This is a genomic window from Mesorhizobium amorphae (assembly GCF_014843845.1).
In the GTDB taxonomy this organism is placed as follows: Bacteria; Pseudomonadota; Alphaproteobacteria; order Rhizobiales; family Rhizobiaceae; genus Mesorhizobium; species Mesorhizobium amorphae_A.
On the sequence record NZ_JHQS01000062.1, the window covers coordinates 22,519 to 46,385 of the forward strand.

A 23,867-nucleotide genomic window follows, 5' to 3' on the forward strand; every position below is an offset into this window, starting at 1 on the left:
CAATAATTTTGTGCGGGCTAGCCCAATCCGACGCCGCCCATCCAGACAAGGTGGTGTCAGGTGGCCGGGCGCAAGCTCGTCATCTTCAGCGCGCCCAGCGCCACGAAGCAGAGCGCAGTGACCGGGAAGACGATCCAGTTCAGCATCTCCCAGCCCCAGGCGTTGTAGACCGCGCCCGACATCAGCGAGGCGAAGGCGACGGAGCCGAACAGGACGAAGTCGTGAAAGCCCTGCACCTTGCCCTTTTCCGACGGCCGGTAGCTGTCGGCGACCATGGCGGTGGCGCCGATGAAGCCGAAATTCCAGCCGAGGCCGAGCAGGATCAGCGCCGTCCAGAACTGCCATAGCGCCAGTCCCGACAGAGCCACCACGGCGCAAGCGACGAGCAGGATCAGGCCGGCTGCAACAATGCGCTCGGCGCCGAAGCGGTGGATCAGCGAGCCGGTGAAGAAACTCGGCGCGAACATCGCCATGACATGCCAGGAAATGCCGAGCATCGCATCATCGGTCGACAGGCCGCAGCCGACCATGGCGAGCGGCGCGCCGGTCATGACGAAACTCATCAGCGCGTAGCTGCCGACAGCGCAGAAGAGCGCTGCGACGAAACGCGGCCGGGTGACAATCTCGGAGAGCGGCCGCGCGTCGCTGTCGGCGATCTCCGCCTTGCCGGCAGCCCGGGACGGAATGCGCAGGAACGAGAGGATGATGGCGCCGACAGCCGCCAGCACGAGGATGGACGCGAACGAGCCGGCAAACATCACGGGCGCGAACAATTCGCGGGTGAAGATGACGATCTGCGGCCCGAGTATGGCGGTGACGATGCCGCCGGCCAGCACGAAGGAAATGGCACGCGCCTTGAATTCCGAAGGTGCATTGTCGGCGGCGGCGAAGCGGAACTGCTGGACGAAAGCGCCGCCGATCCCGATCACCGCCAGACCGAAGGCGAACAGCCAAAAGTTCGGATGGAAGAGCGCCAGCGTAGCGACCAGCCCGCCGAGCGCGGTGATGATGGTGCCGGTCATGAAACCGCCGCGCTGGCCGAGGCTGCGAATGATTGCGGCAGCCGGCAGTGCGCCGAGCGCCACACCGACATTGAAGCCGGTGATCGGCGCCGTCGCCAGCGACTTGTCGGCGGCGAGCAGGTATTGGCCGGCCAGCCCGCCCACGGAAATGGCGATAGGTGCGGCCGAACCGATGATCGCCTGCGCGGCGGCAAGGATGAATGCCGTGCGGCGTGCTTCCCTGCTTGCCTCAGCAATGACAGCCGCGGCCGTCACGAAGCGTCCTTGCCGCGGCCCTCGCCGCGCACCCGGCGTGACACGCGATCGAGCACGGCATTGGTAAGCTTCGGCTCATCTTCCTCGTAGAAGGCCTTGGCGATGTCGACATATTCCGAAACGATGACGGCGACCGGCACGTCATCGCGCTTCATCAATTCATAGACGCCGGCGCGCAGGATGGCGCGCAGCGTCGAATCGAGCCTTGACAATGGCCAGTCGTCGGTCAGCGCCTGGCGGATGACCGGATCGATGGTCTTCTGGTTTTCGACGACGCCGGTGAGGATGGCGCGAAACCACTGCGCGTCGGCCTCGCGATAGAGCGCGCCGTCGACCTCCTTGCCGAGCCTGAACGCCTCATATTCCGCCGTGATCTCGAAGATGCCGCTGCCGGCCACGTCCATCTGGTAGAGCGCCTGCACGGCGGCCAGACGGGCGGCGCCGCGCTTGTTGGCGTGGCGTATCGCGGGCTGGCCGGGCGCTGCGGGGTCGCTCACGACTGCGCTCCCAACTGCTCTTTGAGAGCGATCATGGTCAGCGCCGCACGCGCGGCAAAGCCGCCCTTGTCGCCTTCCGAACGCTTGGCGCGCGTCCAGGCCTGCGCATCGTTCTCGGTGGTCAGGATGCCGTTGCCGATGCAGACCGAATCCTGGACCGAAATGTCCATCAGCGCACGGCTGGATTCATTGGCGACGATGTCGAAATGATAGGTATCGCCGCGGATGATGGTGCCAAGCGCAACAAAACCGTCATAGCCGGTCCCACCGTCGGCAGCACCATCGAGGGCGAAGGTGATCACGGCCGGAATCTCCAGCGAGCCTGGAACGGTGACGACGTCATAGGTCGCGCCGGCCTCGTCGAGCGCGCTTGTCGCGCCTTCGAGCAGCGCGTCGGCAAGGTCGTCATGGAAGCGCGCCTCGATGACGAGAAGGTGGGCCTTCTTCTTCGGACGGATAAACGCTTTGCCGTGTTGGGATGTGCCAGCCATAAATGTCTCCGGGGATCGCCGGTGACTTAGGCCGAAGCGGCCGCATTCGCAAGCTTTGTCGGACGTTCAGGCCCGGTCTAATTTTCCAGGGTGGCTCAAAGCCCCTCTTTCGCCGCTTCCACCAGGCGTGCCGCGTAGCGGGCCATGGTGTCGATCTCGAGGTTCACGCGGTCGCCTACCTGACGCTCGCCCCAGGTGGTCACGGTCAGCGAATGGTGGATCAGCAGCACATCGAAGCGGGTGCCTTCGACCTTGTTGACAGTGAGCGAGGTGCCGTCGAGGGCAACGGAGCCCTTTGGCGCGATGAACCTGGCCAGCTCGCGCGGCGCTTCGAGCGTAAAGCGTACGGCATCGCCCTCGTCCTTGCGCGCCACGATCTCGGCCGTGCCGTCGACATGGCCGGAGACGATGTGGCCGCCGAGCTCGTCGCCGATCTTCAGCGCCCGTTCGAGATTGATGCGCGTGCCCGATTTCCATCCAGCTGCTGTCGTCAACCGCAATGCTTCTTCCCAGGCTTCGACCTCGAACCAGCGCGCGTTCGAGCCACCGTCTGGCAGCGCCGTTACCGTCAGGCAGACACCGCCGCAGGAGATCGACGCGCCGATGGCGATGGTCTCGGGATCGTAGGCGGTGTCGATGCGCAGACCGACACCCTCCCTGAGCGGCCTGACGGCAGCGACGCTACCGACATCGGTGACAATTCCGGTGAACATCAGATGTCCCTCACCCATTCCAGGTAGCTGTCCTCGCCGAACTTCATGTCGCGCAGTTTGCGAAATCCCGCCGGGATATGGTTGGCGTCGATGGGCGATGCAATGCCGCCCTCGCCGATCGCCTCAGGTCCATGGAACAGCACTATGCGGTCGACCAGTCCGTCGGCGAGGAAGGCTCGAGCCACCTTGGCGCCGCCCTCGACCAGCACGCTGGCCATGCCGAGCGCCGCCAGATCTTCCAGCAGCTCGGGCAAGGCAACGCCGCCCTCATGGGTCTCGGTGCCGATGAAGCGGACGCCGGCGCGTTCGAGCGCGGCGCGCCGGTGCGGGTCGGCCTCCAGGCAAGCAGCCACATAGAGCGGAACGCGGTCGACACCGGAAACCAGTTTCGAAGCTTCCGGCAAGCGGATCTGTCGGTCGAGCACGATGCGCGCCGGGGAACGGTTCTCCAATCCGGGCAATCGCACGGTCAGCGCCGGATCGTCTTCCAGCGCGGTGCCGATGCCGACCAGGATGCCGTCGGCCTCGGCCCGCATCAGATAGACTTCGCGCCGCGCGATGTCGCCGGTGATCGTGACCTGGCCCTCGCCTTCCACACCGATCTTGCCGTCGCTGGAAAGCGCAAGTTTCAAAATCACTTCCGGGCGTTTTTTAAGAGACCGAATCAGATAGCCGGCCATCTGCTCCGAAGCCTCGGCCGCCAGCACTTTTTCGACCACCTCGATGCCTGCGGCACGCAGGATCGCGTAACCCTGGCCGGAAACGCGCGGATCGGGATCACTCGCCGCACCAACCACGCGCGCGACGCCGGCGTTGACCAGCGCATTGGCGCAAGGCGGCGTGCGACCGTGATGGGCGCAAGGCTCCAGCGTGACATAGGCAGTGGCGCCCCGGGCCAGTTCACCGGCCTCGGCCAAGGCCTCGGTCTCGGCATGCGGCCGGCCGCCAACCGCGGTGACCCCGGTGCCGACGATCATCGGCCCGGCACCATCGTCGCGCACGATCAGCGTGCCGACGGATGGATTGGTCGAGGTGCGGCCGGCATTCTTGCGCGAAAGCCTGAGCGCCGCCGCCATGAAGCGGCGATCGAGGGCCTGCTGTTCGGCCTGGCTTAGCTTCGGGCTTGCCATGCTCACCCTGCGTCCTCTTCGCTCTTCACCTCGTCGCCCTTGAGCTCGCCCAGCACCTCATGAAAATCCTTGGCCTCGCGGAAATTGCGGTAAACCGAGGCGAAGCGCACATAGGCGACGTCGTCGAGCGACTTCAGCGCCTCCATGACCAGCCGCCCGACCTCACCCGAGGCCACTTCCGTCTCGCCCGAGCTTTCGAGTTGGCGCACGATGCCGGTGACGGCGCGGTCGATGCGTTCGGGGTCGACATTGCGCTTGCGCACCGCGATCTCGACCGAGCGCAGCAGCTTGTCGCGGTCGAACGGCACCTTGCGGCCGGACTTCTTGACCACGACGAGATCACGCAGTTGCACGCGCTCGAACGTGGTGAAACGGCCGCCGCAATCGGGGCAGACACGCCGCCTGCGGATCGCCGCGCCATCCTCGGCGGGTCGCGAATCCTTCACCTGCGTATCTTCAGACTGGCAGTAGGGACAGCGCATGGACAGCCTTCGGTTCGCGATTCTCGTGGGACGGAAGGCTTAGAGCTTTTTGCCGCAATGGCAAAGCACGGACGGCCTTCCGTGCCTCAGAGATAGCGAGGCGCGAGGAAGATTGCCAGCGCCGCGACCAGCCATACCGCGATGCCGGCGAGAACGGCGAGGCGATAGTCGACGCGATCGATGAACAGCCAGCAGGCGCCGAGGAAGGCGAGATAGGCAGGGATCGTCTTGAAACCGGCCAGGCAGGCCTCGCGAAAACCGGTCGGGTTGCCCTTGGCGCCGACGGCGAGCAGCGCGATCACCGCGAAGGTCGGCGCCAGCGGCAGGATGCCGGGCAAGATGTTGCCGCGCTTCGAGGCCCAGACGATCAGCGCGGTGACCAGGCCGCCGACCACGCCTTTCCAGAGAATGTCCATGGCGCGCGGTTCCTTGCTGCGCTTTACCGGCGCGCCGCGTCAGGGCGCTACGTCGGTGGTCGGGAAGCCGCAGGATGCGCCGAGGCTGCGATAGGCCTTGGTGAAGCCGTCCATCGAGATGGTCGCGACCGGCGCGTTGGCGAAGGCGACGTCGAGCGCGCCGGCGCGGCGCATGGCACGCAGGACCGCCAGCGTGGTCTCGGCCTTGTTGTTCATCATCCACTGGTCGCCAATATCGGCGCTAACCGTCGCCTTGACCTTGCCCTTGTCGTCGCCGAACACGGCGGGAATGTTCTCACCGGTCGGCAACTCCTTGTTCCTCAAGGCAATGATGAGGCTCGGATAACCGTTGGGCGGCAGCACGTCGCCGTTGGAGATGGCGAGCGTCAGCGTGCCGCTGGTGCCGTTCGCGTCAAGGAAGGCGGTCGAGGCGGCGCAGGTTCTGCGCACATCCTCGCCGGTGTTGACCTCGTCGACGATCGTCGACCATTTGCCGAAGGTTTCCGTCTTGGGTGTGGTGGCTTCCGGTGCCGTGGCCTGGGGCGCGGCTTGAGTGGCAGTGGTCTGCGCCGAGGCGACGCCGGCCAATTGCAGCATGGCCAGCACGCCAAGGCCGGCAAGTCGAAGAAATCGCATCATCAAGGCTCCTGTCCGCAACGCCGCTCCAGCAGCAGCGGCGCTTCTCGTCATCGCCAATAAGGGATGAGGCCGGGCGTCAGGTCAACCGAGATAGGGATAGAGCGGGAAGCGATCGGTCAAAGCCACGACCTTGGCCTTCACCGCCGCCTCGACGGCCGCATTGCCTTCGTCGGAATTCGCCACTTTCAGCCCGTCCAGCACCTCGGCGATCAGCTTGCCGATTTCGCGGAACTCGGCCTGGCCAAAGCCGCGCGTGGTGCCGGCAGGCGTGCCGAGGCGCACGCCCGAGGTGACGAAGGGCTTTTCCGGATCGAAGGGGATGCCGTTCTTGTTGCAGGTGATGTTGGCGCGACCGAGCGCCGCCTCGGCGCGCTTGCCAGTGGCGTTCTTGGGGCGCAGATCGACCAGCATCAGATGGTTGTCGGTGCCGCCGGAGACGATGTCGAGGCCGGTTTCCTTGAGGCTGGAAGCCAGCGCCTTGGCATTGGCCGCGACGCTCTCGGCATAGACCTTGAAGCTTGGCTTCAGCGCCTCGCCGAAGGCCACCGCCTTGGCGGCGATGACATGCATCAGCGGGCCGCCCTGCAGGCCCGGGAAGACGGCCGAGTTCATCTTCTTGGCGATGTCCTCGTCATTGCACAGGATCATGCCGCCGCGCGGGCCGCGCAGCGACTTGTGCGTCGTCGTCGTCACGACATGGGCATGCGGCAGCGGCGACGGGTGGACGCCGCCGGCAACGAGGCCGGCGATGTGGGCCATGTCGACCATCAGATAGGCGCCGACCGCATCGGCGATCTCGCGAAAGCGCTTCCAGTCCCAGACGCGCGAATAGGCGGTGCCACCGGCCAGGATCAGCTTCGGCTTGGTCTCATGCGCGGTCTTCTCGATCGCGTCCATGTCGAGCAGATGGTCTTCCTTGCGCACACCGTAGGAGACGACCTTGAACCATTTGCCGCTCATGTTGACCGGCGAGCCGTGGGTCAAATGGCCGCCGGAATTGAGGTCGAGGCCCATGAAGGTGTCGCCGGGCTGCAGCAAAGCCAGGAACACCGCCTGGTTCATCTGGCTGCCGGAATTCGGCTGAACGTTGGCGAAGTTGCAGCCAAACAGTTTTTTGGCGCGCTCGATGGCCAGTTCCTCGGCCACGTCGACGAACTGGCAGCCGCCATAGTAGCGCTTGCCCGGGTAGCCCTCGGCATATTTGTTGGTCATGATCGAGCCTTGCGCCTCGAGCACGGCGCGCGAGACGATGTTTTCCGACGCGATCAGCTCGATCTCGTGGCGCTGGCGGCCGAGTTCGTTGCGGATGGCGCCGAAAATCTCCGGATCGGCATCTTCCAGCGTGGTTTCGAAGAAGGATTCGAATTTGTTCGACACTGCCGCTGCTGTAGCCATGGACTGAAATCCTCGGGGTTCGGGGGCAATTTGTTTATGCATATCGTGGCCCCAAAACCGCTGCACACTTTTGGGCGACATGCATTGCCGCGCCATTAACACAGTTGTTTTCGCCTCGCCACGTTTGCGGCGCGAAATTTGCTGGCCGAATTGCGCCAGTGAAGTTGCGCGACGTCTATTTCCGCTCCTGCCGGCCTTTCAGCAGAGCCTCGGTCAGCGTGATCTCGGCAAACAGCGCCTGCGCCGTATGGTCGTTGATTTCGCTGCTGCGCAACATAGCGCGCACGGCCGTGCGCTCGGCCTCGATGGCGGCGAAGCGGAGTTCCAACTCCAGCCGCCCGGCTTCGCGAGCCTCGGCGCGGGCTTCATCGGCCTCGTCGGAGGCGGCGATGCGGCGACGGTAGCCGGCGACGATGCTGTCGGCGACGGCAAGGCGGGCATCGGCCGCCTCCCCTTCGCTTGCGTCATTGGCAATAATCTCGATGCGAGCGATGGCCGCATTGGCCGCGCCAACGCGTGCCCGGCGCTCCTCGGCGGCACCAGGATCCTCGCCCGGTTCGACCAGCCCGCGCGCGATCTTCGGCAAGGCGAGGCTGGCGATGGTGAGCGAGCAGATGATGACGCCGGCGGCGAGGAAGATGACGATGTCGCGCGCCGGAAAGGGCGAGCCGTCAGGCATAGCCAGAGGCAGCGACAGGATGCCGGCCAAAGTGATCGCGCCGCGCACGCCGGCCACCGAGCCGGCAAGCCGCACGCGCAAACCGAACGGTTCGGCCTTGCGCTTGCCAAACCGCGCGGCAAGGCGCTGCGCAATGTCGCCGACCCAGATCCACAGGAAGCGCAGGCCGATCAGGCACAGGGTCAGGATCAGCACCGTGGCGACCGGCTCGATCAGCCAGTGCCGGGTCGAAAGCTCGGGCGGCACCTTGCGGATGATATCGGGAAGCTGCAGGCCGAGCAGGATGAACAGCGCGCCGTTGAAGACGAAGGACAGCGTCGTCCACAGCGACATGGTCTGCATGCGCGCCGAAACGCCGAGATGGCGGAATATGCCGGAGCCGCTGGTGAGCACACCGGCAGTGACCGCCGCCAGGATGCCGGAAGCGCCGGCATGTTCGGCGCCGAGATAGGCGATGAAGGGGATCAGGATCATCACCAGCACCTGCGCCTCGGCCGGCACGCCGCCGATGCGGTTGAGGAGCTGCAGTGTCTTTGCGGCGACGATCAACGCCACCACGCCGGCCAGGATGCCGGCCGCCACGGCGTAGAGGAAGCCGAGCGACGCGGCGCCCAAGGAAAAGCTGCCGGTCAGCGCTGCCGCCACGGCGAAGCGGAACATGACCAGGCCCGATGCGTCGTTGAGCAGCGACTCGCCTTCGAGGATATGCATCAGCCGCGCCGGCACCACATTGCGGTCGACGATCGAGGACACGGCCACCGCGTCGGTCGGTGACAGCACTGCGGCCAGCGCGAAGGCGACGACGAGCGGGATGCTCGGCACCAACCAGTGCAAGGCGTAGCCGAAGCCGACGATGGTGAAGAAGACGAGACCGATGGCAAGGTCGAGAATCGGGCCGCGCAGTGCCAGCAATTCACGCTTCGGCGCGGTGGCGGCGTCGCTGAACAGCAGCGGCGGGATGAACACCAGGAGGAACAGTTCTGGGTCGATCTCGACATGCAGGCCGCTCGCCGGCCAGGCAAGCGCGGCACCGATTGCAATCTGCAGCATGGGCAGCGGCACCCGCACCAGCCGCACCAGCGCGCCGGAAAGCGCGACGAAGGCGAGCACGACCAGGATGAAGATGGCGACTTGCATGGTGCGATTCCGGGTGTTGGCGGACCATGCGCAATGGAGACCGCGCCGTCCAGTCAGGTCTCTGGCGAAGGCCGTAAGCCTGTGGCGGAAAGCAAAAAGGCCGCCCTGTCGGCGGCCTTTTCGAAAAGATATCAGCTATTTACAGCGAAGACGTAATCTGCAGCTCGTCGTTGCCGTCGAGGCCGTAGATGTCGTCGCGGAACTGTACAACGCCAGGCCCCGTCGACCACGCCGACAGATAGAGGAAGTGGACCGGCACCGGGTTGACGACCTGAACCGGGATGTTCTCGCCGGTCTTGATCGTACCCTCGAAATGCTGGCGGTCCCAGCCGGGCGTGTCGCGCAAGATCCAGGTGACGAGGTCGCGCACGTTCTGGACGCGCACGCAGCCCGAAGAATCGAAACGCATCAGCTTGCCGAACAAGCTCTGCTGCGGCGTGTCGTGCATATAGACGCCGTCCGGGCTCGGGAAATTGATCTTCACCGAGGCCATGGCATTGCCGGCGCCCGGATCCTGGCGGAAACGGTACTTCTCGGCATCGTCGGTCGACCAGTCGACGGTCATCGGATCGACCTCGCTGCCGTCCGGCGCGAACAGGCGGATATGGCTGTCCTTGAGATAGTTCGGGTCCTTGCGCATCAGCGGAATGATGTCCTTGCGCACGATCGAAACCGGGGCATTCCAGTAGGGATTGACGATGATCTCGTTGATCTTGGAGTTGACGATCGGCGTCTGGCGATCGATCTTGCCGACGACTGCGGTGTGGCGAAGCACGACGCGGTCGTTCTCGACCGCCTCGACCTGGGCCGCCGGGATGTCGACCAGCACGTAACGGTTGCCCAGCGTGCCGGCCTTTTCACGCAGACGCTGCAGGTTGGTCTGCAACTGACCGAGCCGGATCTGCGCCGAGACGTTCATCGCCGTATAGGTGTATTTGCCCATCGCACCGTCGGCGGGTAGGCCGTGGCGAGCCTGGAAACGCTTGACCGCGGCATCGACATAGGAATCGAAGGCGGTCGAGATGCCGGCGCTCTGCGCCAGGTCGCCAGACATCATCAGGCGCTTGCGCAGCGGCACCACATCCGGGTCGTCGACGCCGAGCTGCAGCTTCTTGGTCGCGGGAACCTCGCCCCAGCCGCCCTGGGCGACGATGTTCTGATATTGCGCCACCGCCTGCTCGGTGAAGGCGACGGTCTGCAGGCTGAAGATCGGCAGCGTCGAAGCCACCTTGCCGCCCTCGCTGGCACGGGCGTCGAACTGGTCGTCCCAATTGCCGCGGCCCGAGGACTTCAGGATATCCCCGATGACGTCCTGAGCGCTGGCGCTGTTCGCCACAAGAGCGGCGGCGAGCGCGGAGGCTCCGGAAAGGAAGAAACGGCGGCTGGTTCTCATGGACGTTCCAGACATTTTAGCGGTGTTCGATCTCGCTCAGTTCGCTCTAGCGGGCGATTACGCCCGCACTCTAGGGCTGGCAATGTTAACAATTAGCCAACCATGACCTGCATCACTTGGGCGTGAAACGCGCTGTCGCGATGCCGGTTCGAGTGAGCGCAAGCGCTGGCCCGCAGCATCACCCGCATCCTCGCTTCCACTGGGATTATGGCGGCAACGTGGCCTTGGCCCGCGATTTGCATCGGGCGGCGCCGCGAAAAGAATGGACCGGTGCTTTTCGGCACCGGTGACAGAAGCGGGTCTTAGACCTCAACCCCACAGTCGCGCGCCGACGATCGCCACGCGTACCGGTGGAGTTGCAGGCTATCTCATGCCCTCTCAGCGCGAAGTTTCAACCTTTGGGGTCCGGACTTGGCTGCGCCTTCAATTCCGAGCATCGTTGCAACACCTCATTTTGAGGATAGCGCAGGACTTTGTTGTCCAGTTTGAGCAGCAGCTCCCGTCTCTTGTCCGTGCTCTCACCGTCCGAGCAAGTCATGTCCAGAAGGACGGCGTCCAGGCGATTGATTTTCTGAACTTTTTCCAGTGTGCAGCCGACCTCCCACATCTCCACTGCCTTGTCGGTAAACGTCACGATCGAGTCATTGTTGTCGCACTGGGTGCTGCCTTCCGTGGCAAAGGAATCCTTCCACCACTCCTCGGCGAAAGCCGTTTGCGAGACCAACAAAAGCATCACGGCAACCGAGCAAATCTTCGAGTGTTTTCCCAGATACATCAGGCGCTCCCCGTCAAGCGTGACATTAGGTACTGCTGCAACGAAAGCAAAGCAGGGATATTGCGGACGGGGCGGCTGGGCGTCGGGATCAGGAAAAGAAAAGGACCGGCGCCTTCCGGCACAGGTCCCCATTGCTGCCCCCGCCGCGCTTCTGTGGCGCGGCTTCAAGTCCTTGGCGCTGTAGGCGCCTTACATCCGATAAGCGATGGTGTCGTTCCAGAAGCGATCCAGCCGCTGCAACGCGCGGTTCATCTGCTTGAACTCGTCGGTGTTGATGCCGCCGACCTGCTCGATGGAGCCGACATGGCGCTCGTAGAGGCCGGCGACGACGTCAGCCACCTCATTGCCCTTCGGCGTCAGCGAGACGCGGACCGAACGGCGATCGATGCGCGAGCGCTGGTGGTTGATGAAGCCGAGGTCGACCAGCTTCTTCAGATTGTAGGAGACATTCGAGCCGAGATAATAACCCCGCGAGCGCAGTTCGCCGGCGGTCAGCTCGGAATTGCCGATGTTGAACAGCAGCAGCGCCTGGATGGCGTTGATGTCGGAACGGCCGTTGCGGTCGAACTCGTCCTTGATAACGTCAAGCAGGCGGCGGTGCAGGCGCTCCACCAGCTGCAGCGATTCCATGTACAGCGAACGGATCGCCTCGCGGCGGTCGTCGGATACGGTGGCGGGCTTCGCCGCCGGACGCGAATTGATCATTGTCTTAGCCTCTCGTTTGTCGCCCGGTGATTTTTTGTTTTTCACCTTGATCGCGACACTATCGAATACTCATAAAATTCGACTTAAACGCCAAGGCTAACAAGAGCTTACCGGTAAGAGGTTTCGAAAGAGGCTTAACGATCGGTCACCCGAGCAAGGATAATTAACCTAAAGATTTAGCCAATGATTTCGGGCGGAAATTCGCTAGCGCCGCGCCTGGCGCTTCTGCAGCCAGATCACCACCCGGAAGACGATGTAGAGCAGCGCCACCGCGGCATGCGAGGCAATGATCAGCAACCGGTGGCCGAACAGGTTGGGAAAGCCGGCATACATGACGACCTCGGTCACCGCGCAGATGAACCAGATCACCGGGCCCCATGAGGCGAGCATCCAGAGGCCGGCGGCGGCGAAGGGAAAGAAGACGGCGAGCATCACCGCCGCCACCTGCCAGTGCACCGGCATCAGGTCGAAGCGCCACAGCGGGCCTGGATAGAAGCCGATCAGCCGGATCCAGTAGAGGATGCCGAACAGCAGGCAGTAGCCGGCGACGACGCGCTGGAACCAGGCGAAGATGATTTCGGTGGCCGAGGGCTGCAGCACGACGCGCCTGGAGGTGACCTCGCTCACAAGTCGAGCTCCCGCTCGCCGAGCCGCGCGAAATAGGCGTCGACGTCCGCTGCCCGTACCGCATCGAGGCGATCCGGGCGCCATTGCGGTTTCGAGCCCTTGTCTATGATGGCGGCGCGGATGCCTTCGTAAAAATCGTGGCCCGCCAGCATCCGGTTGAGGATGCGGAATTCCATCTTCATGCACTCGTCCATCGACAGCGTCAGCCCGGCGCCGATCTGTCGCCAGGCGACGTGCAGGCTGGTCGGCGAGCGCGTCCTGATCGTCGCCAGCGTCTTTGCGGCGAACTCGTCGGCGGGCGCCGCCCGCTCCAGGCTGGCGATGATATCCGACAGAGACGGTTGCGCGAAATGGCGGGCGATCGCCTCCAGCACCGGCCGGTCGGTCTCGCGCTTTGCCGGGACGAAAAAGCCGCGCAGCACCGTTTCCGGATCGCCGGTCGCGCAGAGCCGGTCGAGAAAACCCGACTGGTCCTCGGCCTTGATGGTGTGCGTGGCTAGGCCCGACCACAGCGCATCGCCATGGCGGATGCGGTTTCCGGTCAGCGCCAGATACATGCCGAAGCTGCCGCCGAGGTCGGGCAAAAGGTGGCTGGCGCCAACATCGGGGAAAAAGCCGATGCCGACTTCCGGCATGGCGAACTGTGCGTTCTCGGTCATCACGCGCTGCGAACCATGGAACGAGATGCCGACGCCGCCACCCATGACGATGCCGTCGATCAGCGCGACATAGGGCTTTTTGAACCGGTTGATGCGGGCATTCAGCCGGTATTCGTCGGCGAAAAACTCGACCGGGGGCTGTCCGGCCCGGCCCGCTTCGTAGATGTGCAGGATGTCGCCGCCTGCGGAAAACGCCCTGCCCTCGGCCTTGACGATGACGACATCGACGCCGTCATCGCGCTCCCAGGCGCGCAACGCCTTGTCGAGCGCCTTGACCATGCGATGGGTGACGGCATTGAGCGCCTGCGGCCGCGTCAGCGTGACGACGCCGGCCCTGCCCAACCGTTCGAAGCGAATCTCGTCGCCTCCATCAAAATCCATCGCCAGAGAATCCCTCCCCCGCTTGTGCGGGTCTGAAGTGCTAAGCGGCGACTGGACGAACGTCAATTGTCGGGTGCCGCGATAGCTGGCTTCGCATGTGAGTGCGGCGCCTGGATGCGTCAATGCCGTCGGCGCAAGCGCGGCGTCTTGGCGGCCGGCCTTGCCCGGTGCTAAAAAGCGGCCGCCTCGAACCGGACGGCAAGCCATGCCTGGGTTTTCGCGCTTTCTGCTGGCGATGATCAACCTGACGGCCGCCCTGTCGATCGTTCGGCCCGCAGACGCTGCGGGCACGGCAGAGCTCTACCAGGCGCAGACCATCGTTACCGGCCAGGGCGAAGTGAACCGCCAGATCGGCTTCAGGGACTGCCTGGACCGGGTGCTGGTCAGGGTTTCCGGCGATCAGCGCCTGCCGCAGAAGCCGGAAATGCTGGCTCTGCGCGACAAGGCCGGCGATTTCGTCGCCTCTTTCCGCTACCGCGACCGGCTGGAAGGCATTCCGGTGCATGACGAGCAAGGCACGCATGACCGGCCGCACGACCTCACCTGCCTCTACAAACCGGAGGTGATCGACAAGTTACTCACTCAGCTGGGTAGCCAGCCGTGGCTTGGCGCGCGGCCGCGGCTCTCGATTGTTCTGGCCGTGGACGATTCACGCCGACATTTCGTCCTCGCCAGTGACGGAGACGAAAGCCAGTACATGATAGAGTCCTTCCAATCGGCAGCCCGCCCCATGGCTATGTCGATCGTCATTCCAAATAAGGCCACGCTCGCCAAGGCCGGACTGATTTTCGAAGAGGTGCGCGCTATCTCACCTGAACTGCTGGGCAGCACTGCCGCGAGTATTGGCAGCCGCCAAATCCTAGCTGGCAGCATCGTGTGGAGCGACAAGGAACTCGGTTGGATCGCCGACTGGCGGCTCAAAGCGGGCGACGATATTTACACCTGGCAAGTGCGCGGCGTCAGTTTTGACGAGGCATTCCGCGTTGCCATGCGCGGAGCCGCGCAGGTGCTGTCGGGGAACGGGCAGCCCGATTGAAGCCTGGCACAATCGTGTCGCATTGGTCAGCGGCGGAGGTGCGTGGTAAAAAGCCGGCCAAACGAGAGTTTTGGCGATGAACAGATTCACCCCCGCAAAGCCTGCCGGTGCGCGCAGCGTCGATGAGATCACCGGTAGCCGCCGCTTGCGGCGCATGCGCAAGGCCGACTGGTCGCGCCGGCTGGTGCAGGAGAACCGGCTTTCGGTCGACGATCTGATCTGGCCGATCTTCGTCGTCGACGGCAGACAAGTGCGCGAGCCGATCGCTGCCATGCCCGGCGTCTTCCGCCTGTCGCTCGATCTCGCGGTCAAGGAAGCGGAGCGCGCCGCCAAGCTCGGCATCCCGGCGATCGCCACCTTCCCCAATGTCGAACTTTCCCTGCGTGACCAGACCGGCTCGCACATCCTCGATCCCGAAAACATCGTCAACCGCGCCACCCGCGCCATCAAGCATGCGGTGCCGGAGATCGGTATCATCACCGACGCCGCGCTCGATCCGTTCACCAGCCACGGCCATGACGGCATCCTGCGCGAGGGCATCATCGTCAATGACGAGACGGTGGAACAGGTCACCGCCGCTGCCGTCATCCAGGCTGCCGCAGGCGCCGATATCATTGCGCCTTCCGACATGATGGACGGCCGCATCGGCGCCATCCGCGACGCACTCGACGCCAACGGTTTTCAGGACGTGGCGATCATGTCCTACGCGACGAAGTTCGCCTCCGCCTTCTACGGCCCCTATCGCGAAGCGGTCGGCACCGCCGGACTGCTCAAGGGCGACAAGAAGACCTACTACATCGACCAGGCCAATTCCGACGAAGCGGTACGCGAGGCCGAACAGGACCTCGCCGAAGGCGCCGACATGCTGATGGTCAAGCCCGGCCTGCCCTATCTCGACATCATCCGCCGGCTGAAGGACGAGCTTCAGATGCCGACCTTCGCCTACCAGGTGTCTGGCGAATATTCGATGATCAAGGCCGCGGCCGCCAATGGCTGGATCGACGGCGAAAAGGCGATGCTTGAGAGCCTGCTTGCCTTCAAGCGCGCCGGCTGCGACGGCATCCTCACCTATTTCGCGCCGCAAGTGGCGGCGATGCTGAAGGGGTAGTCCCTTCCGGTCGCGCCAACCGGCTGGCCGACCGCGACGTCTCGATCCAAGACCCGATCGTCACTGCACGAGCGACCGCTTCCCGCAGCGGCTGATCGCATCCCAGAAAAAACCGCTTGCTTTTTGCAATCGGTATGGCTAGAAACTAACTGATTGCAAATAACAACTGGTTATGGAGGAGGAGGCTTCGATGTCCAAGCTGCGCGTCAATGCATTCACCCTGTCGCTTGACGGCTATGGCGCCGGTCCCGATCAGACCCTCGAAAACCCTCTCGGGATCGGCGGTGAGGCCCTGCACAAATGGATGGTTGGCACTCGCAGCTTTCATCAGATGGTCGGCAAGGACGGCGGCACCATTGATGTGGATGACAGGTTCACCGTGCGCAGCTTCGAGAATGTCGGCGCCTGGATCCTCGGCCGCAATATGTTCGGGCCGATCCGCGGCGAATGGCCTGACGAAAGCTGGAAAGGCTGGTGGGGCGATAACCCACCCTACCATGTGCCGGTCTTCGTGCTGACCCATTACAAACGCGAACCAATCATCATGGAGGGTGGCACGACCTTCTATTTCGTCACCAACGGCATCCATGCGGCGCTCGAACAGGCGAAGGCCGCGGCCGACGGCAAGGATGTGCGGATCGGCGGCGGCGTTTCGACCATCCGACAGTATCTCCAGGAGAAGCTCATCGACGAGATGCATCTGGCGATCTCGCCGATGCTGCTCGGCTCGGGCGAGCATCTTTTCGCCGGCCTCGATATGCTGAAGCTTGGGTATCGGTGCACAGAGCAAGTCACGACGGCGGACGCCACGCATGTCATGATCGGGCGGGTATAGCGCTGGCGATTGGCGAAAGCCGTGGCGCGCTTCTTTCTCCCCGTCACTATACGGGGAGAAATGCCCGGCAGGGCAATGAGGGGCAGCGCAACCGTCTGGAGATTTGCGAAATCTGCCGATGGCGAAATTGGGACTCAATCTTAGACGTCGGCGCCCGCCCCTCATCCGCCCTTCGGGCACCTTCTCCCCGTAAACGGGGAGAAGGAAATGGCCTCAATACTTCTCCGGCACGTAAAGTTCGCGCGGCAGCGTCTGGCGCTCATATTCGGGATTGAAGACGCGTTCTGGCAGCGTGATCTCCTCGTGCGGCACCTCCTCGTAAGGCACCTGCTGCAAGAGATGGTCGATGCAGTTCAGCCGCGCCCGCTTCTTGTCGTTGCCCTCGACGATGAACCACGGCGCTTCCGGGATGTTGGTGCGAGCGAAGGTCTCTTCCTTGGCTTTTGTGTACTGTTCCCAGCGCACGCGCGACTGCAGATCCATCGGCGACAGCTTCCACTGCTTCATCGGATCGTGGATGCGCATCAGGAAGCGCATCTGCTGTTCCTCGTCGGTGATGGAGAACCAGTACTTCACCAGCGTGATACCGGAACGCACCAGCATGCGCTCGAACTCCGGCACGTCGCGGAAGAACTCCTCCACCTGGTCCGGCCCGGCGAAACCCATCACCCGCTCGACGCCGGAGCGGTTATACCAGGAGCGGTCGAACAGCACGATCTCGCCGCCGGCCGGCAGATGCGGAACATAACGCTGGAAATACCATTGCGATTTCTCGCGCTCCGTCGGCGCCGGAAGTGCGACGACGCGGCAGATGCGCGGGTTGAGCCGCTGGGTGATGCGCTTGATGACGCCGCCCTTGCCGGCGGAATCGCGGCCCTCGAAGACCACCACGACCTTCTTCTTGTGATAGGCCACCCAGGACTGCAGCTTGATCAGTTCGGACTGCAGGCTGATCAGGTCGCGAAAATACTGCATGCGATCGATCGATGGCGGATGCGCGTTCTTGTAGATCTTGGCGATCTCCATCGACAGCGCGGGCTCCGACATTTCGAGCTCATAGTCTTCGTCGAGCGTGTCGGCGAGCTCGGTTTCAAGCCAGTCCTTGGCGGGAGAATTCTGTTTTAGCTCGGTCATTGCTCTGCTCCGCTTGCAAGCCCTGTCGGGTCATTTCCGGCGCCTCGAGCCCTGCCCGCGGCTGGAATGGAAACACCTTGAGCCGACTTCAATATAGGCCGGCAATGACGGTTTTATTGCAGTGACCCGATGCGCCGTCCGTCAAGCCAATCGGTGAGATTGTAATCGGCCAGGGCCAGCGGAGGGGCGACAAGCGGCGGGAATTGTCCTACAAATGCGACGAGCTCACCCGAGCCCGCTTCTCAATCAAATCGCGAGGACCTGACATGGAATACCGCACCCTCGGCCGTTCCGGCTTGAAAGTTTCGACGCTGACCATGGGCACCATGACCTTCGGCGGTGCCGGCGCATTCGCGGCGGTCGGCAAGACCGATCTCGCGGAGGCAAAGCGAATGATCGACATGTGCATCGATGCCGGCATCAACCTCATCGACACCGCCAATGTCTATTCGAACGGAATTTCGGAAGAGATCATCGGCGAGGCGCTCGGCGGCAAGCGCAAGGCCGATGTGCTGATCGCCTCCAAGGCGCGCATGCGCATCGGCAGCGGCCCCAACGACGAAGGCCTGTCGCGCCATCACCTGATCCGCGAATGCGAGAGGAGCCTGAAGCGGCTCAAGACCGATGTCATCGACATCTACTTCCTGCACGAGTGGGACGGTGTGACGCCGCTGGAGGAGACCATGGCCGCCCTCGACACCTTGGTCGGCCAGGGCAAGGTCCGCTATGTCGGCTGTTCCAATTATTCCGGCTGGCAGGTGATGAAGGGGCTCGGCATCAGCGACAGAAGCCACCAGCCGCGCTTCGTCACCCAGCAGATCCACTACACGCTGGAAGCGCGCGAGGCTGAGTACGAACTGCTGCCGATCTCTGTCGACCAGGGCCTCGGCGTTCTGGTGTGGAGTCCGCTGGCCGGCGGATTGCTGTCCGGCAAGTACCATCGCGACAGCCCCACCGCCCGCCAGGTCGGCGGCTGGTCGGAACCGCCGATCCGCGACGAGGACCGGCTGTGGCGGATCGTCGACGTGCTCAATGAGATCGGCAAGGCGCGTGGCGTGTCGGCAGCGCAGGTCGCGCTCGCCTGGCTGCTCGGCAGGCCGGCCGTCGCCTCGCTGGTGATCGGCGCCCGCAACGAAACCCAGCTCAAGGACAACATCGCCGCCGCTAGCCTGACGCTGTCCTTCGACGAGCGCCAGCGCCTTGACGCCGTCAGCAGGCCACCGGTGCTCTATCCCTACTGGCACCAGCAATTCACAGCCAAGGAGCGCTTCGGCGCGGCCGATCTGGTTCTCGACCGCAGCGGCCTCTGACAAGGCCACGTGGTGAGCCTCGTCTAGCTCGAGATAAAACGCCAGACGTCGGGATCGGGCTCGACCTGGCCGCTGAGCACGAAATATTTGTAGAGCACGAGCAGGGAAATCGCCTGCTCGTCCCGCTCGTTGCAGAACTTGCGGCAATAGGCGTTGGCTGCGCCAATGATGCGTTCGGCCGCGGCCGGGTGCCGCTCGAAATGGCGCACCTTGTCGGCAAGATCGGCAAAGTCCGGCTCGAGCGGCACATAGTGGACGTTGGCCTCGATCTGCCCTTCAGTGAACCAGGTCTCGTATGTCGGCGGCGGCATCAGGCACAGCGAGTTCGAACTCATGATCCATTTGAGGTTGGTCGCCACGTCGTTGCCTTCGAGCGAAACGATGTAGCGGTAGTGCCGCTGCTGCTCGATGGTGAGGTAGGGCTTGCGATATTGTTCCGCCGCTGTCCGTTTGGGTGTGCCGACGTCGCAGAAAGACAGGTTGCGCGTGGCCTCGAGAAACACGGTCCGTATCGGATTGTTGAGCTCGCCGCGCCAGACCACGGCCGGACGCTTGTCCGCGAAATGCATCCTGTCGGCCGGCATGTGGAAGTGACGGAACTTGTCGAGCTTCATCAGGACGGCATTGCTGTTGTCGTCGTTGATCGGTCGATCCTTCACGACCGCCGGCATACTGGGCACGTTGATGACGTCGCCGAATTCCACATCGATGAGCAGTCCGGGATCGAAGTAGCGCGCAAACTCCTTCAGGTCGTAGTAGTACATGCTCGGCGAAAACGGCAGTCTGCTGACAGGCACCGCAGCCGGGCTCGGCACGAAGGCATGCTGCAGCTTGTTGTAGTAATTCAGCCGCTCGCGGACCGTGGCGTCCGAGAGCCTGACCTGGTCAAGCCAGCCGATGAGCCTGCGACGGAACAGTGCCTGCGGCACGATATCGCGCGCGGCATTGCGTGCGTAATAGAACACCTTTACCGCGTTGCGCAGAGCTGTGGCCATCGGTCACTTGATCAAAACAAAGGGCGGCTCCCACAAATCTCGGCCCCCCGGTTCTCTCCTACACCATTGTGCCACGCATCTTGCAAGCCCGGAACCGTGCAGGAGCAAACTGCCGGCACCATCGCTTCAGCTGTTGTGTTTGCCGACCAATGCTCCTAGGCAGGGTCAGGAGCCTCCGGGCATACGAAAGGGAACCGATATGGCGCGAGCACCGAATTACGGACAGGAACGCAAGGAGCGTGACCGCCAGAAGGCCGCCAAGAAGGCCGAAAAGCTGGCGGCCAAGGTCGCGGCAAAGGAACGCGACAAGCCTGAGGACCGGACCAGCGTTGAAGCCGAGGCGGAAACCGCAGAGTAGCAAAGCATCCGAGTGGGATGCCGCTCAAGATTCAGCTGTGTTCAGGCCGGCGCCTTGTCGCTGACGAAGACGTTCACTTCGCGCGCAGCGGCAATGAAGGCGCGCCTTGCAATCATGGCCGGCTTGTCGCCGGCCAGCGCATCATGGCAAGCCTGCAGCGCTTCGCGATGCTTGGGACTGCGCTTGCCCGGCCAACTGTTGAGCAGATAATCGGAAGCCTCACGCGCCGAACGCAAGAGCTGATTGGGTCCGGCCGCGGCCGACTTGACGGTCACGGGTGTTTCAAATCGGTTGTTTTCCATCGCCGCTCTTACGCCATCGGCGGCGGCGAAGCGAGACCGAAAGTGCGTTTCATCGTCGGGTGCCGGCTTTTCACGCGGCGATGACGGCGAAGCCCCTGGCGCGCAGGCCACGCCGGTCGTTGTGAAGCGATGTCACCAGCCGGTCGCGGCTGCCGATGATGTGAGCCGATAGCAGCCGCGCCGCCGCGTCCGCGTTGCCGGCGCGCACCGCCGCCAGGATGGCATGGTGCTCCGTCCAGGCACGGCCGAGGGCGGCCTCGTCGCGAACTTCCAGCCACCGGGCGCGCGACAGCCTCGTCATGGCGTCGCGCACCGCCCTGAACAGAAAGTCGTTGCCGGACAGGCGCGCCAGCTCGATATGGAAATCCATGCCGACGCGGTGCCATTCCTCGCGCGGGGTATCGGCATCGCAGGAATCGAGCATCGCCTCGATGTCGTCGATGACGCTTTTGTCGCTTAGCGTGCAGGTCAGCCGCACCGCGGCGACTTCGACCGCCTCGCGGTAGACCGCGATCTGCTCCAGCTCGGCCAGATTGATCGGAGAGACCGTCCAGCCGCGCCCGTCGCGGCAGATCAGGCCCTCGGTCTCGAGTCGCAGCAATGCCGCCCTGACCGGCGTGCGCGAAGCGCCGAAGCGGCTTTCGATCCAGCGCTCGGTCAGGCGCTCGCCGGGACCGATCTCGAGGCCGAGGATCATCTCGCGAAGCTGTTTCTCGACGCTCTGCATCTGCGACATGGTGGTTCCGTTCGTATCGGCCGCATTGACAGCGACGGGGCTGGGGTTCATGACGAATACCAGCTTGGTATCCCAAAATGGTATCCGCAACAAGGTCGATACCGGGCAGGACAGGACATGGCGCAGGACCGCACCGAACAAAGCGCGTACAACGTCCACTGGCGGCGCAATCTCGCCGTGTGCTTTGCAGGTTCGTTCAGCACGCTCATCGCCATGACATTGCTGCTGCCTTTCCTGCCGCTCTATGTCGAGCAACTGGGTGCAGAGGGCCACGCAGCGATCGTGCAATGGTCGGGTATTGCCTATGGCGCGACCTTTCTTGCCGCCGCGCTCGTTGCGCCGCTGTGGGGACGGCTCGGAGACCGCTACGGTCGTAAATTGATGCTGGTGCGCGCCAGCTTCGGCATGGCCATCTGCATGTCGCTGACCGGCATGGTCGAGACGGTCTGGCAACTGGTGCTGCTGCGTCTGCTGATCGGGTTTGCCGGCGGCTATTCCTCGGGCTCGACCATCCTGGTCGCCATGCAGACGCCGAAGGACCGCTCCGGCTGGGCGCTCGGCGTGATGTCGTCCGGCATCACCGCAGGCAGCCTGGTCGGCCCGCTGCTCGGTGGCGCGCTGCCGCCGCTGATCGGTATCCGCGCCACCTTCCTGTTGTCGGGCGGCGTCATCTTCCTCGCCTTCCTGGCGACGACCTTTCTCATCAAGGAAAATCCTCGCCCGCCGGCCGCCAAGACGGCCGCGAAACCGCAGAGCGGCTGGTCGCAGATCCCCGACAAGCGTCCCGTCGTCGCCATGCTGGCGACCGGCATGCTGCTCGCCTTCGCCACCATGTCGATCGAGCCGATCATCACCGTCTATGTGCAGCAGCTGATCGAGGATCAGAGCCGGGTGACGATGGTCGCCGGCGTCGTCATGTCTGCGGCAGCACTCGGCGCCATCCTGTCGGCCTCGTGGATGGGCAAGCTTGCCGACCGCATCGGACACTGGAATGTCGTCGTTGCTGCACTCGCGGTGTCGGCGCTGCTGCTCATTCCGCAGGCCTTCGTCACCGAGGGCTGGCAGCTTATCGGCCTGCGCTTCCTGATGGGGCTGGCACTGGGCGGCCTGCTGCCCTGCATAACCAGCGTCATCCGCCACAATGTTCCCGATGGCGTCGGCGGCAACGTGCTGGGTTTGTCGATCTCGGCGCAATATGTCGGCCAAGTCGCCGGACCGCTGCTCGGCGGCTTCGCCGGCGGCCATTTCGGCATGCGCTCGGTGTTTCTCGGCACGTCGGTGCTGATGGCAGGCGGCGCGGCCTACAACTGGATTGTCCAGTCGCGCCGCACGCGCAACATGCTGGCGCAAGCCGGCAAATCCTGACGCTGTTTCGGTGTCCCGGTTTGACTGGCAGCCGTCACCTATTGCGGATAAACCCGTCCCATGAACGGAAGGCTGAAAGACTGGGCACGCACGATCAAGCGAGACGTGCACGCGATCTACCTCGCAGCCGGCGACCCCCGCACCCCATGGTATGCGAAGGCGCTGGCGCTGTGTGTCGCCGGATATGCGCTGTCACCAATAGACCTGATCCCCGACTTCATACCGGTGCTGGGATATCTCGATGACGCGATCATTGTGCCGCTCGGCATTCTGGCCGTGCTGAAAATGATCCCGCCAGAAGTCATGGCAGAACATCGAGCCGCCGCCGCGCTTGCAGCACAGCGCCCGGCGAATCGAACCGCCGGCGTCGTGATTGCCTGCATCTGGGGAGCATTCGCCGCATTGGCAGCGTGGCTCGGCTATCGCTACTTCACCGACTGAGCTCAGCGACACTATCAACATCCACGCTTCGCAACACCGCATTCGTCGTTTGACAATTCACGGAGGCACCATGGACACAACTGAACAACCGGCAGGCTACAGCCGCCTCCTTGTGCTGGCCGGCGGCCTTTGCGGCGCGGCGGGGGTGGCGTTGTCAGCCGCTGCCGCGCATTTGGGCGGCGCCTTCGTGAGCACCGCCGCGTCCTTCCTTTTGATGCATGCGCCGGTCTTTCTCGCCGTCGGCCTTGTCGGCGCAGGCCGGGTGCTGCGGATCGCAAGCCTTATCCTGCTTGTCGGGCTGGTGCTTTTCTGCGGTGATCTTCTCGCCCGCGATTTCATGGGTTCGCGGCTGTTTCCGATGTCGGCGCCGATCGGCGGCACCTTGCTCATCGCCGGTTGGCTGGCGATCGCCGGCTCGGCGCTGCTGCGCCCTCGCCCCTGAAATTGCCTGGGGCGCGAAAGCTCAATCCTGCCGGCGTTCGCGCCTGGCCAACAATTCGCGGTCACGCGCGGCCGGTCCTGTCAGTCGCCGCCGCTCAGGCCGGTCGGAAGCCGGTGAGATGCCCCAATAATTGCGATAGATGTCCTCGAACAGATGGCTGATCGGGTGCATGGCTTGGTCTCCTTTCTTGACTTGAATCGATCCAAACAACGGTCGCGAAAACGGCAGCCTGCTTAGCCGCGCTTGCGTTCCACGAGGATTCGCAGGTCGCGCTTCCAGGCGCTGGTAGTGCCACGGCGCTTTTCGGTCCCGGCGATCAAGGCGAGGCCCCAATCGTTGCGGTAGATGTCTTCGAACAGGTAATTGACGGGATGCATGGCACCCTCCTCTCGGTTTGCCCAATCAATGC

The 23,867-nt window shown here is 63.8% G+C and carries 29 protein-coding genes; 8 read left to right on the plus strand and 21 right to left on the minus strand.

Annotated features, from left to right (window positions below; genetic code table 11):
- Positions 1-56: 56 nt before the first annotated feature.
- From DH08_RS28590 to DH08_RS28660, 15 genes are all read right to left on the minus strand, one after another.
- A complete protein-coding gene (locus tag DH08_RS28590; protein WP_192182616.1) occupies positions 57-1,277 on the minus strand; it encodes an MFS transporter in 1,221 nt (406 codons plus the stop codon).
- Positions 1,274-1,774, minus strand: a complete 501-nt coding sequence (nusB, locus tag DH08_RS28595; RefSeq protein WP_006201903.1) for a transcription antitermination factor NusB — start codon at positions 1,772-1,774, stop codon at positions 1,274-1,276. Before nusB ends, DH08_RS28590 begins: the two co-directional genes overlap by 4 nt.
- Positions 1,771-2,265: a 6,7-dimethyl-8-ribityllumazine synthase gene (ribH, locus tag DH08_RS28600; RefSeq protein ID WP_192182617.1), complete on the minus strand. Its 495-nt coding sequence runs from the start codon at positions 2,263-2,265 to the stop codon at positions 1,771-1,773. The genes nusB and ribH overlap by 4 nt, the downstream gene beginning before the upstream one ends.
- 95 nt (positions 2,266-2,360) lie before the next feature.
- Entirely contained in the window at positions 2,361-2,978 is a 618-nt protein-coding gene (locus tag DH08_RS28605; protein ID WP_192182618.1) for a riboflavin synthase, read from the minus strand.
- Positions 2,978-4,108 carry a bifunctional diaminohydroxyphosphoribosylaminopyrimidine deaminase/5-amino-6-(5-phosphoribosylamino)uracil reductase RibD gene (ribD, locus tag DH08_RS28610; protein ID WP_192182619.1) on the minus strand — a complete coding sequence of 377 codons (1,131 nt, stop codon included), beginning with the start codon at positions 4,106-4,108 and terminating at the stop codon, positions 2,978-2,980. The genes DH08_RS28605 and ribD overlap by 1 nt, the downstream gene beginning before the upstream one ends.
- Before the next feature lie 2 nt (positions 4,109-4,110).
- Positions 4,111-4,590, minus strand: a complete 480-nt coding sequence (nrdR, locus tag DH08_RS28615; RefSeq protein WP_192182620.1) for a transcriptional regulator NrdR — start codon at positions 4,588-4,590, stop codon at positions 4,111-4,113.
- Positions 4,591-4,676: 86 nt separating this feature from the next.
- On the minus strand, positions 4,677-5,006 hold the full coding sequence (locus tag DH08_RS28620; RefSeq protein ID WP_192182621.1) for a GlpM family protein: 330 nt from the start codon (positions 5,004-5,006) through the stop codon (positions 4,677-4,679).
- A 39-nt stretch (positions 5,007-5,045) separates the two neighbouring features.
- Entirely contained in the window at positions 5,046-5,642 is a 597-nt protein-coding gene (locus tag DH08_RS28625; protein WP_192182622.1) for an invasion associated locus B family protein, read from the minus strand.
- 84 nt (positions 5,643-5,726) lie between these two features.
- Positions 5,727-7,040, minus strand: a complete 1,314-nt coding sequence (glyA, locus tag DH08_RS28630; protein WP_006201910.1) for a serine hydroxymethyltransferase — start codon at positions 7,038-7,040, stop codon at positions 5,727-5,729.
- A 175-nt stretch (positions 7,041-7,215) separates the two neighbouring features.
- Positions 7,216-8,856: a Na+/H+ antiporter gene (locus tag DH08_RS28635; protein WP_192182623.1), complete on the minus strand. Its 1,641-nt coding sequence runs from the start codon at positions 8,854-8,856 to the stop codon at positions 7,216-7,218.
- Positions 8,857-8,995: 139 nt separating this feature from the next.
- The gene (locus DH08_RS28640) at positions 8,996-10,249 is read right to left on the minus strand and encodes a L,D-transpeptidase family protein (protein ID WP_192182624.1); all 1,254 of its coding nucleotides are present in this window, start codon (positions 10,247-10,249) and stop codon (positions 8,996-8,998) included.
- A gap of 391 nt (positions 10,250-10,640) precedes the next feature.
- Positions 10,641-11,024, minus strand: coding sequence for a hypothetical protein (locus DH08_RS28645; RefSeq protein ID WP_192182625.1), 384 nt, complete (start codon positions 11,022-11,024; stop codon positions 10,641-10,643).
- Between the two features lie 189 nt (positions 11,025-11,213).
- Positions 11,214-11,729, minus strand: a complete 516-nt coding sequence (gene ldtR, locus DH08_RS28650; protein WP_006201915.1) for a transcriptional regulator LdtR — start codon at positions 11,727-11,729, stop codon at positions 11,214-11,216.
- A 204-nt stretch (positions 11,730-11,933) separates the two neighbouring features.
- Positions 11,934-12,356, minus strand: a complete 423-nt coding sequence (locus DH08_RS28655) for a DUF6163 family protein (protein ID WP_192182626.1) — start codon at positions 12,354-12,356, stop codon at positions 11,934-11,936.
- Complete coding sequence (locus tag DH08_RS28660; protein ID WP_192182627.1) at positions 12,353-13,396, minus strand: enoyl-CoA hydratase/isomerase family protein; 1,044 nt, start codon at positions 13,394-13,396, stop codon at positions 12,353-12,355. The genes DH08_RS28655 and DH08_RS28660 overlap by 4 nt, the downstream gene beginning before the upstream one ends.
- Before the next feature lie 205 nt (positions 13,397-13,601).
- Between DH08_RS28660 and DH08_RS28665 the strand changes: the two genes are divergently transcribed.
- The 3 genes from DH08_RS28665 to DH08_RS28675 all read left to right on the plus strand — a co-directional run bounded on the left by DH08_RS28665 (position 13,602) and on the right by DH08_RS28675 (position 16,375).
- On the plus strand, positions 13,602-14,432 hold the full coding sequence (locus DH08_RS28665) for a DUF2066 domain-containing protein (RefSeq protein ID WP_192182628.1): 831 nt from the start codon (positions 13,602-13,604) through the stop codon (positions 14,430-14,432).
- A 76-nt stretch (positions 14,433-14,508) separates the two neighbouring features.
- The gene (gene hemB / locus DH08_RS28670; RefSeq protein ID WP_192182629.1) at positions 14,509-15,540 is read left to right on the plus strand and encodes a porphobilinogen synthase; all 1,032 of its coding nucleotides are present in this window, start codon (positions 14,509-14,511) and stop codon (positions 15,538-15,540) included.
- Between the two features lie 190 nt (positions 15,541-15,730).
- Complete coding sequence (locus DH08_RS28675) at positions 15,731-16,375, plus strand: dihydrofolate reductase family protein (RefSeq protein WP_192182630.1); 645 nt, start codon at positions 15,731-15,733, stop codon at positions 16,373-16,375.
- A 213-nt stretch (positions 16,376-16,588) separates the two neighbouring features.
- Here DH08_RS28675 and ppk2 read toward each other — a convergent pair whose 3' ends face one another.
- Positions 16,589-17,509 carry a polyphosphate kinase 2 gene (gene ppk2, locus DH08_RS28680; RefSeq protein ID WP_192182631.1) on the minus strand — a complete coding sequence of 307 codons (921 nt, stop codon included), beginning with the start codon at positions 17,507-17,509 and terminating at the stop codon, positions 16,589-16,591.
- A 266-nt stretch (positions 17,510-17,775) separates the two neighbouring features.
- Between ppk2 and DH08_RS28685 the strand changes: the two genes are divergently transcribed.
- Positions 17,776-18,819: an aldo/keto reductase gene (locus DH08_RS28685; RefSeq protein ID WP_192182632.1), complete on the plus strand. Its 1,044-nt coding sequence runs from the start codon at positions 17,776-17,778 to the stop codon at positions 18,817-18,819.
- A 23-nt stretch (positions 18,820-18,842) separates the two neighbouring features.
- Here DH08_RS28685 and DH08_RS28690 read toward each other — a convergent pair whose 3' ends face one another.
- A complete protein-coding gene (locus DH08_RS28690) occupies positions 18,843-19,814 on the minus strand; it encodes a glycosyl transferase family 90 (RefSeq protein ID WP_192182633.1) in 972 nt (323 codons plus the stop codon).
- Positions 19,815-20,013: 199 nt separating this feature from the next.
- Here DH08_RS28690 and DH08_RS28695 point away from each other — a divergent pair, with 199 nt between their 5' ends.
- The gene (locus DH08_RS28695; RefSeq protein WP_006201924.1) at positions 20,014-20,172 is read left to right on the plus strand and encodes a hypothetical protein; all 159 of its coding nucleotides are present in this window, start codon (positions 20,014-20,016) and stop codon (positions 20,170-20,172) included.
- Between the two features lie 41 nt (positions 20,173-20,213).
- Here DH08_RS28695 and DH08_RS28700 read toward each other — a convergent pair whose 3' ends face one another.
- Both DH08_RS28700 and DH08_RS28705 read right to left on the minus strand, forming a co-directional pair.
- Entirely contained in the window at positions 20,214-20,474 is a 261-nt protein-coding gene (locus tag DH08_RS28700; RefSeq protein ID WP_192182634.1) for a DUF982 domain-containing protein, read from the minus strand.
- Positions 20,475-20,544: 70 nt separating this feature from the next.
- Positions 20,545-21,210: a GntR family transcriptional regulator gene (locus DH08_RS28705; protein WP_192182735.1), complete on the minus strand. Its 666-nt coding sequence runs from the start codon at positions 21,208-21,210 to the stop codon at positions 20,545-20,547.
- Positions 21,211-21,327: 117 nt separating this feature from the next.
- On the opposite strand from DH08_RS28705, the gene DH08_RS28710 reads away from it, so the two are divergent.
- From DH08_RS28710 to DH08_RS28720, 3 genes are all read left to right on the plus strand, one after another.
- Complete coding sequence (locus tag DH08_RS28710; protein ID WP_192182635.1) at positions 21,328-22,575, plus strand: multidrug efflux MFS transporter; 1,248 nt, start codon at positions 21,328-21,330, stop codon at positions 22,573-22,575.
- A gap of 60 nt (positions 22,576-22,635) precedes the next feature.
- Positions 22,636-23,016 carry a YkvA family protein gene (locus DH08_RS28715; protein WP_192182636.1) on the plus strand — a complete coding sequence of 127 codons (381 nt, stop codon included), beginning with the start codon at positions 22,636-22,638 and terminating at the stop codon, positions 23,014-23,016.
- A gap of 70 nt (positions 23,017-23,086) precedes the next feature.
- Complete coding sequence (locus tag DH08_RS28720) at positions 23,087-23,458, plus strand: DUF423 domain-containing protein (RefSeq protein WP_192182637.1); 372 nt, start codon at positions 23,087-23,089, stop codon at positions 23,456-23,458.
- A gap of 21 nt (positions 23,459-23,479) precedes the next feature.
- On the opposite strand, the gene DH08_RS28725 is transcribed toward DH08_RS28720, so the two are convergent.
- Positions 23,480-23,629, minus strand: a complete 150-nt coding sequence (locus tag DH08_RS28725) for a hypothetical protein (RefSeq protein ID WP_006201930.1) — start codon at positions 23,627-23,629, stop codon at positions 23,480-23,482.
- A 62-nt stretch (positions 23,630-23,691) separates the two neighbouring features.
- The gene (locus tag DH08_RS28730; protein ID WP_192182638.1) at positions 23,692-23,835 is read right to left on the minus strand and encodes a hypothetical protein; all 144 of its coding nucleotides are present in this window, start codon (positions 23,833-23,835) and stop codon (positions 23,692-23,694) included.
- Positions 23,836-23,867 lie beyond the last annotated feature (32 nt).